Source organism: Curtobacterium sp. MCBD17_028, assembly GCF_003234875.1.
Taxonomy (GTDB): Bacteria; Actinomycetota; Actinomycetes; order Actinomycetales; family Microbacteriaceae; genus Curtobacterium.
This window is the reverse complement of record NZ_QKTQ01000001.1, coordinates 149,210-164,151: the sequence shown is the minus strand read 5'-3', so window position 1 is coordinate 164,151 and position 14,942 is coordinate 149,210. Positions and strand designations below refer to the sequence as shown.

The 14,942-nt window shown below is 73.8% G+C and carries 11 protein-coding genes and 1 pseudogene; 7 read left to right on the top strand and 5 right to left on the bottom strand.

Annotation, left to right across the window (positions count from 1 at the left end):
- Positions 1-67: 67 nt before the first annotated feature.
- The gene (locus tag DEI86_RS00785) at positions 68-1,150 is read left to right on the top strand and encodes a glycerate kinase (protein WP_258376425.1); all 1,083 of its coding nucleotides are present in this window, start codon (positions 68-70) and stop codon (positions 1,148-1,150) included.
- 25 nt (positions 1,151-1,175) lie between these two features.
- On the opposite strand, the gene DEI86_RS00780 is transcribed toward DEI86_RS00785, so the two are convergent.
- Together DEI86_RS00780 and DEI86_RS16395 are read right to left on the bottom strand one after the other, a co-directional pair.
- The gene (locus DEI86_RS00780; RefSeq protein ID WP_181434645.1) at positions 1,176-1,475 is read right to left on the bottom strand and encodes a glutaredoxin family protein; all 300 of its coding nucleotides are present in this window, start codon (positions 1,473-1,475) and stop codon (positions 1,176-1,178) included.
- Positions 1,476-1,485: 10 nt separating this feature from the next.
- A complete protein-coding gene (locus DEI86_RS16395; RefSeq protein ID WP_181439665.1) occupies positions 1,486-3,468 on the bottom strand; it encodes a sugar phosphate isomerase/epimerase and 4-hydroxyphenylpyruvate domain-containing protein in 1,983 nt (660 codons plus the stop codon).
- A 320-nt stretch (positions 3,469-3,788) separates the two neighbouring features.
- Here DEI86_RS16395 and DEI86_RS00770 point away from each other — a divergent pair, with 320 nt between their 5' ends.
- Entirely contained in the window at positions 3,789-5,045 is a 1,257-nt protein-coding gene (locus DEI86_RS00770; protein ID WP_111036373.1) for an FAD-dependent oxidoreductase, read from the top strand.
- A gap of 19 nt (positions 5,046-5,064) precedes the next feature.
- Here DEI86_RS00770 and DEI86_RS00765 read toward each other — a convergent pair whose 3' ends face one another.
- Positions 5,065-5,940, bottom strand: a complete 876-nt coding sequence (locus DEI86_RS00765) for a UbiA family prenyltransferase (protein WP_111048561.1) — start codon at positions 5,938-5,940, stop codon at positions 5,065-5,067.
- 134 nt (positions 5,941-6,074) lie between these two features.
- Between DEI86_RS00765 and DEI86_RS00760 the strand changes: the two genes are divergently transcribed.
- Genes DEI86_RS00760 through DEI86_RS00750 form a run of 3 tightly spaced genes read left to right on the top strand, consistent with a single transcriptional unit; the run spans position 6,075 to position 8,796 of the window.
- Positions 6,075-7,148: a heavy metal-binding domain-containing protein gene (locus DEI86_RS00760; RefSeq protein ID WP_111012525.1), complete on the top strand. Its 1,074-nt coding sequence runs from the start codon at positions 6,075-6,077 to the stop codon at positions 7,146-7,148.
- Complete coding sequence (locus DEI86_RS00755; protein WP_111008766.1) at positions 7,145-7,969, top strand: heavy metal-binding domain-containing protein; 825 nt, start codon at positions 7,145-7,147, stop codon at positions 7,967-7,969. The genes DEI86_RS00760 and DEI86_RS00755 overlap by 4 nt, the downstream gene beginning before the upstream one ends.
- A complete protein-coding gene (locus DEI86_RS00750; protein WP_111036375.1) occupies positions 7,966-8,796 on the top strand; it encodes a hypothetical protein in 831 nt (276 codons plus the stop codon). Before DEI86_RS00755 ends, DEI86_RS00750 begins: the two co-directional genes overlap by 4 nt.
- A gap of 21 nt (positions 8,797-8,817) precedes the next feature.
- On the opposite strand, the gene DEI86_RS00745 is transcribed toward DEI86_RS00750, so the two are convergent.
- On the bottom strand, positions 8,818-10,038 hold the full coding sequence (locus tag DEI86_RS00745; protein WP_111048560.1) for a toxic anion resistance protein: 1,221 nt from the start codon (positions 10,036-10,038) through the stop codon (positions 8,818-8,820).
- 181 nt (positions 10,039-10,219) lie between these two features.
- Entirely contained in the window at positions 10,220-12,418 is a 2,199-nt protein-coding gene (locus DEI86_RS00740; RefSeq protein ID WP_146244840.1) for a glycoside hydrolase family 36 protein, read from the bottom strand.
- Between the two features lie 279 nt (positions 12,419-12,697).
- Here DEI86_RS00740 and DEI86_RS00735 point away from each other — a divergent pair, with 279 nt between their 5' ends.
- Positions 12,698-14,047: a sugar ABC transporter substrate-binding protein gene (locus DEI86_RS00735; RefSeq protein ID WP_111008770.1), complete on the top strand. Its 1,350-nt coding sequence runs from the start codon at positions 12,698-12,700 to the stop codon at positions 14,045-14,047.
- Positions 14,034-14,927 (top strand): annotated as a pseudogene (locus DEI86_RS16955) (carbohydrate ABC transporter permease); the annotation flags it as partial. The gene DEI86_RS00735 and the pseudogene DEI86_RS16955, both read left to right, overlap by 14 nt.
- Positions 14,928-14,942 lie beyond the last annotated feature (15 nt).

Sequence of the window (14,942 nt, the reverse complement as noted above, 5' to 3'; positions counted from 1 at the left end):
GCAGTAGCGTGTGCCACGTGAGCGACGGCGCGAGCGGCGGCAGCGGACCCGACCGGGGTCGGCCCTGATGCGCGTGCTCGTCGCTCCGGACGCGTTCAAGGGCACGGCGTCGGCGGCGTCCATCGCCCGTGCGCTCGCCCACGGATGGCGCGCCGAGCGGCCCGGTGACGTCCTCGACCTCGCACCCATGGCCGACGGCGGCGAGGGCACGATCGACGCCTTCGCCACCGCGTTCCCCGACGCCGAGCGCGTCCCGGTCGTCGTGCGCGGCCCCGACGACCGGCCGGTGCACGCCGAGTGGCTCCGGCTCCCGGACGGCCGAGGCCTGGTCGAACTGGCGTCGACGAGCGGCATCACCCTGCTCGACCACCCCCGGCCGGACGCCGCCCACACGCACGGCTTCGGGGCCGCGATCGCCGCCGCACTCGGGGCGGGAGCGCGCGGAGTCGTCCTCGCCATCGGGGGGAGCGCCTCGACGGACGGCGGTCTCGGCGTGCTGCGGGAACTCGGACTCCGCCTGCGCCCACCGCTGGGGCCGGACGACACCGGCGGTGCCGCGCTCGACCGGATCGAGGCCGTGGACCGCGCCACGCTCCGTCCGACCCCGGAGGGCGTCCGGATCCTGACCGACGTCACCGCCCCGCTGCTCGGGCCCCGGGGCGCCGCCGCCGTGTTCGGACCGCAGAAGGGCATCACACCGGATCGCGTCCCCGTGCACGAGTCACGGTTGCGCCGATGGGCCTCGATGTTCCCCGACGTCGACCCGGACACCCCGGGAGCGGGAGCCGCGGGCGGCACCGGGTTCGGCCTCCTGGCCTGGGGCGGGACCATCGCACTCGGCGGCGAGGCGGTGGCCGAGGTCCTCGACCTGGCCGACAGCGTGCTCCACGCGGACCTCGTCGTCACCGGCGAGGGACGGTTCGACGGTCAGACCGCGGGCGGCAAGGTCGTGGCCGTCGTGCAGGCGCTCGCCGCGGCCGCACGGCGCCCGGTCGCGCTGGTGGCGGGGGAGATCGCCGTGGACCCGCGTGGGTTCGCGCACGCCGTGGCGCTCACCGACCTGACGGACCGGGCGTCGGCGATGCGGGGCGCGCTCGCGTGGTCTCGCACGGCCGGGGCGCGGCTGGCGGTGGCAGCGAGCGCCGCATGAGCGGCGCGCGCGCCACGTCCGTGGGTCAGGCCACCGGCTCCACGACGCCGGCCGTCGCGAGCTCCTCGGTCAGCTCGGCGTCCGACGGCTCGACCACGTGCCGGCCGTTCGGGAACACGATGACGGGGATGCTCTTCCGGCCGCTGATCGCCTCGGCCCGGGTGGCGCCGTCCGCCACCGCCTCGAGGTCGACGTACTCGTAGTCCACCGCGAGCCGGTCGAGCAACGCCTTGGAACGACGGCAGTCCGAGCACCAGGCAGCGCCGTACATGGTGACGCGGTCGGGAGTGGTCAGGCGGGCGTCGGGTGCTGCGGCATCGGTCATGCCCCCGACGTTACGCGCGACGTGTCCGCCGCGCGACCCCGCGGCGGTCGACCCCGCGGCGCTGTCCGTGGTGCTCGACCATCGCCGCGACGACCGCCGCGTCGCCGACCCCGGAGCCGTCGTACCCGCCCCGCCGCTCGACGACCTCGAACACGACGCCACCGAGCGGTTCGACCACGGCGTGCAGGTACGTCCCGGATGCGTCCACGTCCACGAGCACGGCGGCGTCGCGGAGCCGCGTCACCGTGACCTCGTCCAGGCCGGTCCGCGCGGCGAGGTCGTCGTGGTAGTTCGGCGGCGTCGGCAGGAACCGCACCCCGGAGTCCCGCATCCGGGTCACCGTGCCCACCACGTCCGCGCTCGCGAGCGCGACGAGTGTCGGTGACGGCGCGTCGGACGAGGGCGCTGGGGTCGTCACCGCGATCCGGACGGTCGGACCGGACGTCGTCGTCGCCCCGGTCGCGAAGAGCCGCCGTCGCGCCAACCCGTCCGTCCTCGGGGCGTCCGCGGCCGCGGGACCGTCCACCCCGAGCACGGCCCGCAGGAAGCCGGTCGTCTCGTCCGTGCGGTCCCACGGCACGGTGATCCCGACCAGGTCCACACCGAGCAGGTCCGACGCCGCCGCGGACGCCCGTTCGCCGGTCGGTGCGAAGTCCCGGGACCAGGACGGTGTCCCGTCCGCGCTGCGGCCACCGAACGCCACGCCGGTGCCCTCCGGGGTGGGCACCACGTACTCGTCGGTCCCCTCCGGCACGGACCCGTGGGGCAGCACCGGCGCCCCGAGCGCCCGGGCCCGCGTCGCTGCCGCCGCCGCGTCCACCACCCCGAGGCCGACCGCCGCGACCCGCGCGGCCAGCCCGGCCTGCGCGCCGTCGACGACGACCCGGAGGCCGCCCGCCTCGAACAACTCCGTCCGACCGGTCCGGTGCCGCCCCACGCAGGCGAGACCGGCGCGGCGGAGCAGCGCGACGAGCGCTCCCTCCGCGTCCGGCGCGAGCACGACGTGGGTCGTGACCGGCTCCGGGACGGCGGGCAGGGCCTCCAGACCGTGCGCTGACCATCCGACCGCCGCCGGCCGGGAGGACCGACCCGGCTCCTCGGCGCCGCGCCCGGTGTCGCCCCGTTCGTCCATGTCGTGCCGCGGGTCCGCGTCCACGCGGGCCCGGTCGGGCGCCGACCGCAGGACCCGCGTCGCGTCCTCGAGTGCCCGCAGCGACCGGCGCGCCGCCCGTGCCGTGACCGTCGGGTCGGTCTGCCGGTACACGTCGTTGAACACCTCGAGCGACAGCGTCCCCGCGAACCCGGTGTCGAGCACGTGCGACAGGAACCCGGCCAGGTCCCAGTCGCCCTCGCCCGGGAACAGCCGATGGTGCCGGCTCCAGCGCAACACGTCCATGTCGAGCACCGGCGCGTCCGCCACCTGGCACGACATGATCCGCTCACCGGGGATCTCCGCGATCGTGCCGAGGTCCGTGCCGCGGGCCAGGATGTGGAAGCTGTCGAGACAGATGCCGAGCGCCGGGTGGTCGACCTCGCGGACGATCCGCCAGGCGTGGTCGTAGGTCGACACGTTCCGGCCCCAGGCGAGCGCCTCGTACGCGACCGTCACCCCGTTCCGCTCCGCGAGCTCCGCCAACGCCCCGAGCTGGTCCACCGCCAGGGCGTCGTCGTCCGACACGGCCGTCGCGACGTTGGAACACAGCAGCATCGTGGAGATCCCGAGCCGGTGCATGAGGGCGAACCGCTGCTCCGCGCGCCGCAGGTTCGCACGGAACACGTCGTCCGGCACCTGCTCGAGGTCCCGGAACGGCTGGTAGACGTCGAGCTCGAGACCGAGGTCACGCGCGCGTGCGGCGACCTGCTCCGGACGCAGCCACCCCGTCACGAGGTCCTGCTCGAACAACTCGACGCCTCGGAACCCGGCGGCGCTCACTGCCTCGAGCTTCTCCTCGAGCCCGCCACCGAGGCTCACCGTCGCGATCGCGGCCCTCACGACCGGACCTCCGCGGGGACGTGCACGGACCGGGGCGGCACCGCGGCGCCCGCACGCACGCGCGCCGAGGGAGGCGGCACGGCCGTGGGCAGCACGGAAGGGGCGTGCGTCGTCATCTGGTGCTCCCGTTCGGGTTCGGGGCGTGTGGGGACGGGTCGAGCGACGCTGCTCGTGTCCGGACCGGACCGGCTGCCGGATTCGGGGTCCGGACGGGTCGAAGGCGAGCATGGTCTGCCCGTGTGGCTGAAGATAGCCCGTCCGGACCACCGAGGTAAAGCGGCCCGGCACGGCCGTGCGGTCCCGTCACTAGGCTCGGCGACATGTCGCAGGAGCGCACGGACGTCCTCGTCGTCGGCGGCGGTCCGGTCGGCCTCTTCCTCGCCGCGCTCCTGGCGCAGGCCGGCGTCGACGTCGCGGTGTGGGAACGGCGCGCCGGAGCGCCGTCCGGTTCCCGCGCGATCGGGATCCACCCGCCGTCGCTCGACGCGCTCGCCGCGGTCGGCGCGACGGCACCGGTGCTCGCGGAGGCGGCGCGGGTGGACCGCGGAACGGCGCGGAACGGGGGGCGTCCGATCGGCTCGCTGTCGTTCGCCCGAGCGTCGTCGACCCATCCGTTCGTCGCGACCCTCGACCAGCACCGCACGGAGGCGATCCTCCGGGAGCGTCTCGCGGCCCTCGCCCCGGGATCGCTCCGCACGGGCACGACACTCACCGCACTCGAACGACGGCGGGACCGCGTCACCGCGCAGGGGAACGGCCCGGAGGGGCCCGTCACGCTGACCGCACGGTTCGTCGTCGGAGCGGACGGCGCCCGGAGCGTCGTCCGCGACCGCATCGGGGTCCGCAGCCACGGGCGGGACTACCGCGACCGGTACGTCATGGGCGACTTCGCGGACGCCGAACCCCCGTGCTCCGGTCGCGGCGGCTCGGGCCCGTCGCCCGCGACCACCGCACTCGTCGACGTCGGTCGGCACGGGGTCGTCGAGTCGTTCCCGCTGCCCGGCGGTCGCCGCCGGTACGTCGTGCTCCGCTCGGACCCCGCGGACCGGCACGCGCTGGACGGCGCGTCACTGGATCGGGACGCGCGCGCGCCGGGCCGGCCGCTCGACCCGGACGACCCCGACCCCCGCGCCGCCGCACACCTGGCGCGGACGATCCGGGAGCGCACCGGCACCGAGGCGGACCCGGAGACCTGCACCATGCTCAGTCCGTTCCGGGTGCGCCGCCGCACCGCCGAGCGGGTCGGGGTGGGCCGGGTCGTGCTCGTCGGCGACGCCGCCCACGAGATCAGTCCGATCGGCGGGCAGGGCATGAACCTGGGATGGCTCGACGCGGCCGCGCTCGCACCGATCCTCGCCCAGGCCGTGGCCACCGGCAGCGCCGGCCCATGGCCCGAGTACGCGCGGCACCGACAGGCCGCGGCGCGTCGGGCCGCGCGGCAGGCCGAGCTGAACATGGCGCTCGGGCGACCGGCTGCGGGCCCCGCGCTCGCGGTCCGGGAGGCCCTGCTCCGGACGCTCCTGGCCCTGCCGACCGCGGACGCCCTGGCCCGCGTCTACGCCATGCGGTGGGCCTGAGGGCGAGGTCCCAGGCGGGTCACGCCGCGAGTCGTGCGCCGGAGAGCGCCAGCTGCACCACGACCACGAGCGACGCGATGATGACGAGGCGGAACAGCGTGCGCGTCGGGGGACCGGTGAGCACGAGGCGGATGCCCACCGCGGCGAGGACGACCACCGTGACCGCGCCCGCGACCGCCAGGGCGAGCGCCGGACCCCGCGCGGGGTCGTCGCCGGTCGTCTGTCCGACGAGCACGAGCCCGTCCGCCACGACGAGCGCGGCGAACGCCAGGACGCCCGACGCGTGCAGCCCCAGACGATGCGGGAATCCCCGGACCCCGGTGGCGGCGTCGTCGACGAGGTCCGGCAGCACGTTCGTGCAGTGGATCGCGACGCCGAACACCGCGCCGGTGGCGATCGCCCAGGGCGCCGGCCACATCGCTGGCATCCCGCCGGGCCCGAGGCCGCTGTCGGCGGACACCGCCACGACCGGCAGCAGCCCGAACGCGACGACGAACGGGGCGACGGACCACACGCGGCGCTTGAGTCCGGCGTCGTACGCCCACCCCGCGGCGACGAGGACGAGGTGCGCGGCACCCGCGACCAGTCCGAGCGGTACGGACAGCAGCACCGCGGCGACGGCGGTGCCGATCGCCGCGCGGCGGACCGTCGTGACGGGCACGAGCCCGCGCGCGACGGGCTTGTCGCTGCGGCCGACGGCACGGTCGCGGTCGGCGTCGATCCAGTCGTTCGCCAGGCCGATCGACAGCTGGCCCGCGAACACCGCGAGCGCGACGAGGAGCACGCTCCACACCGGGTGTCCGACGGCGACGGCGATCACCGTGGCGAGCACGGTCACGGCCACGGTCGGACCCGGGTGCGACGCGGCGAGGAGCAGACGCACCCGGGAGGTCACGGCGCCAGCCTACGGACTGCCCGGAACCTGAGCGTTCTCGCCGTTCCCAGCGCGCCCCGCGCCTGGCATGCTGGCGGGGTCTCCCGTGTCCGCGCGCCGTCCGCGCGCCGAACCGGGCCGACGGAGGGGAACGCATGGACGGCTGGGCCGGGGGGCTGCCGCCCGCCGCGCACGACCGCATCGAACGCCAGCGGTCGAGCGGCGTGGCCGGGTCGTTGCTGTCCGCCGCCGGCGCGGCCGCGATCCGCGCGGTCGACCTCGCGCCGGTCGGCGAGGTCTTCGGGTGCGTGGTCGAGCAGCTCGCCTACGCCGGTGGCGGATGTGGCATCTGGTCGTCGGGGCTGAACATCCCGTTCGGCGGCGGGTACTCGGCCTTCCCCAACGGTTCCGGCACGGCGACCCTCGGACGCTCGGGACCGTTCGGCTCGGGCGGCTTCGGGTCCGGACCCTTCGCCTCGGGTCCGTTCGCCTCCCAGCCCGGCGGGTACGTCCCCTGGACCTCGCCCGTGCTCACCACGGGGAGCGACGGCCGGAACGCCGGCTTCGGCTCCTACGTCCACGCCGTGCAGGAGGCCTGGCACGGGGCGCTCGACCGGATGATCGCCGAGGCTGCGGCCCTCGGCGCCGACGGTGTCGTCGGTGTCCGCATCCGGCGCACGCGGCTGGAGACCGCGACCCACGAGTTCACGGCGACCGGCACCGCGGTGCGCACGCTCGACGCCTCGGTCTCGCCGCACGCGCGGTCGGCACGCGACGTCTGGGCGGCCGGGTCGACCGCCGAGGAGGTCGCGGCCCTCATCCGCTCGGGCTGGGTCCCACGCGGGATGGCGTTCGGCGTCTCCATCGCCACGAAGCACGAGGACCCGCTCCTCAAGTCACAGCGGAGCGTCTGGTCGGGCAACGTCGAGATCGAGGGCCTCACCGAACTCGTGAACGCCGCCCGTCACGACGCCCGGGTGCAGCTCACCCGTCGCGCCGCACCGCTGAACGGCTCGGACATCGTCATCACCGGCAGCAGCCTCGGTGAGTTCGACACCCCGTGCGGCGAGGAGGCCGACCTCCACGCCGAAGCGACGTTCACCGGCACCGTCATCGCGCCGGGGCCCATGCACGCGTTCCGCGACCACTCCGCGACCGCCGCCGCCCGGCGCGACGTCACGACCGTGATCCCGCTCCGCGACACCACGAGAGGAACCACCCGCCGATGAGCACCACCGGACCCGACCTGTCCCGTGTCCCGCTCCCCGCCGACGCCACCGCGCGCCTCGACGAGGGACGGCGCCGCCTGTTCACGTCGGACCTGTCGGTCAACGAGTTCCTGCTCGTGCGGCAGGCCGGGTTCCGTCCGGTCGGCCTCGTCCTCGGCTCGAGCGTCTACCACGTCGGGATCCAGACCGGACGCTGGAGCAAGAACATGGAGCTCGACAAGCTCAGCCAGGCGATGTACCACGCCCGGGAGCTCGCCATGACGCGCATGGAGGCCGAGGCGGACCGACTCGGTGCCGACGGCATCGTCGGTGTCCGGCTCGAGATCGAGTTCAAGGAGTACGGCAACGACCTCGCCGAGTTCGTCGCGGTCGGCACCGCCGTCGTCGCGGACGCCCCGCCGCCCACGGGCAAGTGGCGCAACACCCGGGGCCTGCCGTTCACGTCGGACCTGTCCGGGCAGGACTTCTGGACCCTCATCCAGGCCGGGTACGCGCCCCAGGGCCTCGTCATGGGCACGTGTGTCTACCACATCGCCCACCGCGGCATGATGGCGTCGCTCGGCACGATCGGCCAGAACACCGAGATCCCGCAGTACACCGAGGCCCTCTACGACGCGCGGGAGCTCGCGATGGGCCGGATGCAGACCGAGGCCGAGTACCTCGACGCGGAGGGCATCGTCGGCGTGCAGCTCCTGTCGCTGCCGCACCGGTGGGGCGGCCACACGACGGAGTTCTTCGCGATCGGCACCGCGGTCCGGCCCCTGCGCGAGGACCACGTCATCGCCACGCCGGGGCTCGTGCTGCCGCTCACCGACCGATGACCGTGTCGCTCCCGGTGCCCCTGCCGTCCGCGGACGAGCCGCAGGCGCTCGTCGAGGCGCTCGCGGTGAACGCCGCGCGCGCACTCGGCCCCGCGGCCGACGCGGCGCTCTCGGTCGAGCGCGACCGGTCGCTCGGCGATCGCCTCGCCGGGCGTCCCGGGACGGTGACCGCCCTCCGGCTCGAGGGCGTGGACGCGCGCATGACGTTGCGCCTCGAGCGGCACCGACTCACGGGGGAGGCCGCGCAGGTCTCGGGCGGCGTCGTGATCGCGCGTCGGGCGATGCCGCTCGGCGCATGGCTCCAGGCGTTCGCGGGCGAGGTCGCCGCGGTGGCCGCGGACGCCGCCGGCGACGCGGCCGTGGCCGCACGGGCGCTCGCAGCCCTCGGTGTCGCCCCGGCCGCCGACGTCGTGCGCGTCGACCCGTCGGACGTCGCCGGCGGTCTGCTCCCGCTCCGCGCGGCCGTCGCCGGACGCGTGCCCGAGCCGGCCGCCGCGATCGTCGACCGGATCGCCACGGCCCTCCAGGAGGCCCTGCCGCGCGTCACCGGCACCGGCGAACCCGAGGTCGTGGTCACCCGGACGGCGACCGACTACCTGCCCGAGACGCTGCGGGCGTACCTCGCGCTCCCCGCGGAGTGGGCGGCGCACCACCGGCTGTCCGACGGCCGGACCCCGGCCGAGGCGCTCGTCCAGCAGCTCACCGCGCTCGAGCAGGCGGCCGCGCGGATGCGCGACGCGGCCGTCGAACGCGACGCCGACGCCCTCCTCGTCAACGGGCGCTTCCTCGACGACCGGTTCCGGACCTCCCGGCTCGACCTGCCCTAGCCGCCCGGCCTGCCACGCGCGTCAGGCGGTCCGGCTCGCGTCCTCGGCGTGGGAACGAGCGAGCGCTCCGCGGGCACGCTCGACCTGCGCGCCCAGCGCGTCCACCGTCGTCGCCATGGACTGGACGGCACCCGCTCGGTAGGCGTCGATCGCGTCCATCGTCGCGAACACCTGGTCGAACGCGTGCTGGAGGGTCTCGACGCTGACCCCGGACGACGTCGCCTGCTCGTGCACGGCCGCGGTCTGCTGCCGGAGCAGGTCGCTCGTCCGGCCGATCATCGCGTCGGTCGCCGAGTTGAGCGCGGCGACCTGTTCGAGGACGAGCCGCTGCTGCCCGAGCGCCTGCGCGACGACGATGGCCGTGCGGAGCGCGGCGACGGTGGTCGTCCGTGCGCGGTCGACGCCGCGGATGAGCTCGAGGTTGTTCTTGCGGATGAGGTCGAGCGCCAGGTACCCCTGCACGGACACGGCGATCTGCGTCGCGAGGTCCTGCCGCCGCTGCCGCACGGGGAACAGCGCGTCGGCGACCAGCGCGTCCGCCGCGCGGCCGTCCGAGGCCCGGAGCGCCTCGGCCTTCGCGCTGATCGCGTCGTCGAGGGCGGCCGCCAGCGTCGCGTACTCCGCGAGTCGTCCCATCGTGGCCCACAGCTCCGCCCGCTCCTGCTCGATGGCGGCGTTGTCCCGGCGCAACGAGTCCTGACCGGACACGAGCGCCGTGATGATCGCGTCGAGCTGCTGCTGCGCGGACTCGTACTTGTGGAAGTACCGGGCGATCCGGTTCGCGCCCGGCAACCGACCGAGCAGGCGGCGGGCGCCGGTCAACTCGGCGCGCGCGGGGTCGAGGTCCGTGACGGTCTCGCGGAGGTCCTGCAGCGTCCGGGCCACCGCCGCCTGCGGATCACCCGCCGGGCCCTGGCCCTTCGCGGCGGCGAGCGACGTGGCGGGCCGCTCGAGCATGCGGCTCGACACCTGCGACGCCGACCGGATGTCCTGTTCGCCCATCCGCACGAGGTCGTCGACCCGCTTCGTGAACTCGGGGCTGCCGGGCTGCTCGGCGGCGAGTGCATCGGCGAAGGCCCGGGCCTTGTCCTGCAGTTCCGACCGCTTGTCGGCGGGGACGGCCACCATGCCGACGGCCTGGTCCGGCTCCACCTCGGGCACGGCGGCCGGCGGCGTGAGCTGGAGTTCCTGCCCGGTCGGCTCCGGCGGGGTCAGCGGTGCGTCGAGGTCGAGTTCGGACATGCAGTGTTCCCCCTCCGGCGACCGGCCGTCGGCGCCCGCGCCCAGCGTAGGGCCGGCGGCGTGGTGTGCGCCGGACGGCTCCCTGAGAAGACGGTCATCGTCCAGGGCCGACGGGCGCAGCGCGATCCGGGCGCGGCGGCCCGCTCCTGGCGGGGCGGCCCGCCGTCGCGGCCGTTCCTCCTCAGACCGTCAACCGGTACATCCGCGCCTGCGCGTTCCCCGCCTCGGTGCCGATCGTCAGCCCGGCGGTGGTGGGCGTGACGGACCAGGGCGCGCCGACGCCGGCGGGCGGGTAGACCTGCTCGACGGTCGGCACGCTGCCACCCAGGTGCGGCAGGGCGAGCTCGACGTCGCCGGCCGCGGCCGGGAGGCGCCACACCACCAGGAGCGTCTCGTCACCGGCGTCGAACGCGACCGACAACCACTGGTCGTCCCACGTCGGCAGCCCGGTCGGGAACCGGGGGACCGCGCGGGCGAGGGTGTGCTTGGTGGCCTGGTGGGCCTCCACGGCGGCACCGACCAGGGCGAGCTGGTCGTCGTCCATGCCGCTGAGCACGCCCGCGAGGTACAGGCGACCGGCGAGCCCGGCAGCCATCGCGAACACGATCTCCTCGTCCGACATCGTCGGCTGCGGGTACGCCCAGTTGCCCGCCTGCTCGGGCAGCACGTGTGCGAGGGCCCCGACGGCGATCGCCGGGTACAGGAGCGGGTCCTGCTGGTCCGAGGTGGACTGCAGCTGCAGGGTGCCGAGCATGGCGGGATCCGAGCGCATGGCACCGGATCCGCAGTTCTCGATGACCAGGTCCGGGTGGCGGTCGAGCACGTCGCCGAGCCACGCCAGCAGCGCCCGGTCGTGTTCGAGCAGGCCCTGGCCCGCGGACTCGGCGCCGACGTCCGTGCCGGCGCCGGGCGTGACGTTGTAGTCGAACTTGAAGTAGCCGATGCCGAACTCGGCGATGAGCCGGTCGACCGCCTCGTCGAGGTGTGCGCGTGCCGCCGGGGAGCGCATGTCGAGGAAGTACCGCTGGTGCTCGCGGATCCGTTCGCCGTGCCGTCGGAGGAACGCCTCGTCGGGGAGCGTCTCGGCCGCGGTGCTCGTGACGCCGACCACCTCGGGTTCGAGCCAGACCCCGGGCACCATGCCACGGTCCCGGATGTGGTCGACGACCGCGCCGAAGCCGTCCGGGAACCGCAGGGTGGACGGCCGCCAGTCGCCGACGCTCGCCCACCATCCGGCGGAGTCGTCGTACCAGCCGGCGTCGATGCAGAAGTACTCGGCACCGGCCCGCGCTGCTGCGTCGACGAGCGGCAGGAGCTTCGCCGTGGTCGGGTCGCCCTCGAGCGTGTTCATGTAGTCGTTGAACACCACGGGCAGCGTGTCACCGACGGGGTGCGGTCGTCGGGCCGCGCGTCGATGTGCGGCGAGGTTCCCGAGGGCGTCCTCGAACGACGCCGCGACGGTCACGGTGACGGGCACGGTCGTGAACGTCACGTCGGGGGTCAGGGTGAGCGACCACTGGTGGTCGGCGTCCTCGGGACCGAGCAGCGCGACGTAGGCGCCGTCGTGCGAGCGGTCGCCCTTCGGTGGTCCGTACGGCTCCGGCGCGCGGACCCGGTCCTCGATCGGCACCGCGCCCCGGTTCCAGTCGGGGTCCTCGCCGACCTCCCAGTGCCAGGCGCCGTTGTGCTCGATCTGCCACGCGAGCGTTCGGCCGGTGCTCCGCGCGACGGCGGCACCCGCGGGGTTGTACAGGCCGGACGACCACGTCGAGGTGCTCGTGGCGGCGATGCGGTTCCGGCTCGTCTCGCCGCGCGCCCCGGGGTCGATGGACGGCAGACCGGGAGCGCGGAGCGGGGTGGGCGCCCACCGGTTCTCGGCGGACCACCCGGTGCGCGCCGACCAGATGTCGAGGTCGTCGATGTCCTCGGAGACAACGGCCCCGGTGGCGAGACTCGTGACCGCCCAGAGCGTGAGGGGAGCCGCGCCGTCACGGAGCGACACGGTCGTCGCGGTGCGGACGGCGGGCGCTCCGCCGACGAGCTCGAACCGCGAGGTCACGACGAGCCCGTCGGGGTGCTCCTGGCGGATCTCGAGGCACTCGCGCCCGGGCCGTCCGTCGGTCGCGGGCTCGGTCGTCGCGACGTGCGTGACGTACCGGAGGCCCGCACCGAGTTCGGTGCCGTCGAACCGGTAGCTGTTGTTCCGCCGCCCGTACCGGGGCGCGAGCACCTCGACGAGGGGCTGCGTGGGCAGCAGGTCGTCCTGGATCCGCGGCGCCGGAGCGGCCGGACCCGCCAGTGACACGAGCCGGACCGGCCCGTCCTCGTCGGCGGCGAACGTCAGGGTGAGGGATGAGGGTTCCCAGGAGAAGTGCGTCACGGTGCTTCCTCGCATCGGTCGGACGGGTCGGTCAGCGGCGACCGTAGCACCGCGAGAGCGGTTTTGGTAACGTTTACATTCGTTATCATCCCGTTACCGAACGCGCTTGACCGGCTTCCCGGCCGCCGGACATGATCGTCCCCACGTTCCGGAGCCGAGCAGCCCGGGACCGACATCCGGCCCAGGCGGACACCCCGTCCGCGGGGCCCCATCGGCGATGGCGCCGGTGGTCCGTCGGCGTGCCCGCCGGCGGTCTCGTCAGGACTCGAGGAGGCGTCCGTGAACGATCAGAAAGCCCAGCCCGGAGACGACGGACGGCTCTCGCGCCGTGGGTTCGTCGGCATGGGCGCGGCCATCGCGGGCGGGGCCCTGCTGTCCCCCCTCGCCGCCGCCGGCGTGCCGTCCGGCGCCGCCGAGGCCGCCGTCCCGAAGAACGTGAAGGCCGACCTCGTCCTGTCGACGTGGGACATCGCCGCGGACCTCGTCACGTACGCGAAGTTCGCCGCGGCGTACAAGAAGACGCATCCCGGGGTGAACATCAAGATCCAGAAGACGCCCGGCGGCGACTTCAACCAGTGGTTCACGACACAGCTCAGCGGTGGGAGCGCGCCCGACATCGTCCGCGTGACGTGGCAGTCGTTCGGCCGGTACGCCGAGAACGGCGGCCTCATCGACCTGTCGAAGTGGGTCCCCGCGCGGTACGGCAAGGGGTTCCAGAAGAGCTTCTGGCAGGCGTCGCTGCTCGACGGCAAGCCGCACGCGATCCCGCAACACACCGACACGTTCGCCACCTACTACCGCAAGGACGTCTTCGCGGCGATCGGCGAGCAGCCCCCGGCGAGCATCGGGCAGGCGTGGTCGCTGTCCGAGTTCCACGACCTGCTCGTCAAGGTCAAGAAGCAGACCGGCAAGTACGGCATGGTCTACGGCTTCGGCGGTCCGAACACGGCCTACCGCTGGCTCCCGTTCCTCTACATGATGGGCGGCCGGTTGCTCGACAACGACCTGAAGAAGCCGATGATCAACACCAAGAAGGGCATCGCCGCGCTCGACTGGTTCCAGGGCCTGTACAACGACGGCCTCATCCCGAAGTCGAACACGATCAAGGCCTCGAACGACGCCTCGACGCTCAACAGCTTCACGACCGGTCAGGTCGGCGTCATGCTCTACGGCGACTGGCTCATGGGGGACGTCGGCAAGGGCCTCGACCAGTCGAAGTGGGACGTCACGTACATGCCGAAGGGCAAGAAGGCCGCGTCCGACCTCGGCGGGAACCTGCTCGGCGTCTCGAAGTCGTCGAAGCACCCCGACGTCGCCGCCGACTTCATCAAGTTCGTCTGCAACCAGGCGAACATGGAGTACTTCTGCGAGAACGACCTGTTCCTGCCGATCCGCACCGCGCTCGACGCCGACTCGCTGCACTTCAGGTCCAACAACGACCAGATGAAGACGTTCGTGGAGCAGGTCGCCACGATCCCGACGAACATGGCGAAGATCGAGACGAGCCCGCAGTTCAACCAGATCAACGAGGTGCTCGCCGACCAGCTCGACCTCTGCTTCATCGGGACGCAGACCCCGAAGGAGACGGCGAAGAACATCTCGGACGGGATCAGCCGTGTCGTCGGCTAGCGAGGTCGCCGCGCGCGGGGTGGTCGGGTCGGTCGACGTGCGACCGTCGTCCCGCACCGGCGGGCGGCCGCCGCGTCGGGGCGGGCGGCGTCGCGTCCCGGTCGCCGTGCCGTGGACCTTCGTCGCCCCGTCGCTGCTCCTCTTCGTCGTGTTCGCGTTCGGACCGATCATCGTGTCCGTCGTGCTGTCGTTCCAGGACGTGCAGACGTTCGGCGGCGGGAGCTGGATCGGTGGGAAGAACTACGCCGACATCCCGAGCGACCCGGTGTTCTGGACGAGCGTGTGGAACACCGTCGTGTTCACGCTCGGCACGGTGCCGACGTCGGCGGCGATCGGGCTGCTGCTCGCCGTGCTCCTCAACCGCAGGCTCCCGGGCCGCGGCGTCATCCGCAGCCTGTACTTCCTGCCGATGGTCGTGTCCGGCGTGGCCGTGTCGCTCGTCATGGCGTGGATCTTCAACGCCGACAACGGGATCGCGAACGCCGCGCTCCAGGCGCTCGGGCTCCCGCGGATCACCTGGTTGTCGTCGCCGCACTGGGCCATGGCCACGGTCATCCTCACGGTGGTCTGGGGACGGATCGGGTTCTGCATGGTGACCTACCTGGCGGCGTTGCAGAACATCAACCCGAGCGTGCTCGAGGCGGCGAGCGTCGACGGTGCCGGCAGCGGCAAGCGCTTCTCGAACATCGTCTGGCCGCTGCTGCGACCGACGACCTACATCCTCGTCGTGCTCAACGTGGTCTTCTCGATCCAGGCGTTCGACGTCATCTACGTGCTCACCGGTGGTGGTCCCGGGTTCTCGACGACCGTGCTCGTGCAGTACATCTTCCGGGCCGCGTTCACGCAGGGGACGATGGGGTACGCGTCCGCCGTCGGCGTGCTCCTCGTGCTGACG

Coding starts and splice junctions, on each gene's coding strand:
- DEI86_RS00745 (WP_111048560.1), bottom strand. CDS start 10,038: ATGTCCGAACTCGACCTCGACGCACCGCTGACCCCGCCGGAGCCGACC.
- DEI86_RS00770 (WP_111036373.1), top strand. CDS start 3,789: ATGTCGCAGGAGCGCACGGACGTCCTCGTCGTCGGCGGCGGTCCGGTC.
- DEI86_RS00750 (WP_111036375.1), top strand. CDS start 7,966: ATGACCGTGTCGCTCCCGGTGCCCCTGCCGTCCGCGGACGAGCCGCAG.
- DEI86_RS00785 (WP_258376425.1), top strand. CDS start 68: ATGCGCGTGCTCGTCGCTCCGGACGCGTTCAAGGGCACGGCGTCGGCG.
- DEI86_RS00760 (WP_111012525.1), top strand. CDS start 6,075: ATGGACGGCTGGGCCGGGGGGCTGCCGCCCGCCGCGCACGACCGCATC.
- DEI86_RS00755 (WP_111008766.1), top strand. CDS start 7,145: ATGAGCACCACCGGACCCGACCTGTCCCGTGTCCCGCTCCCCGCCGAC.
- DEI86_RS00780 (WP_181434645.1), bottom strand. CDS start 1,475: ATGACCGATGCCGCAGCACCCGACGCCCGCCTGACCACTCCCGACCGC.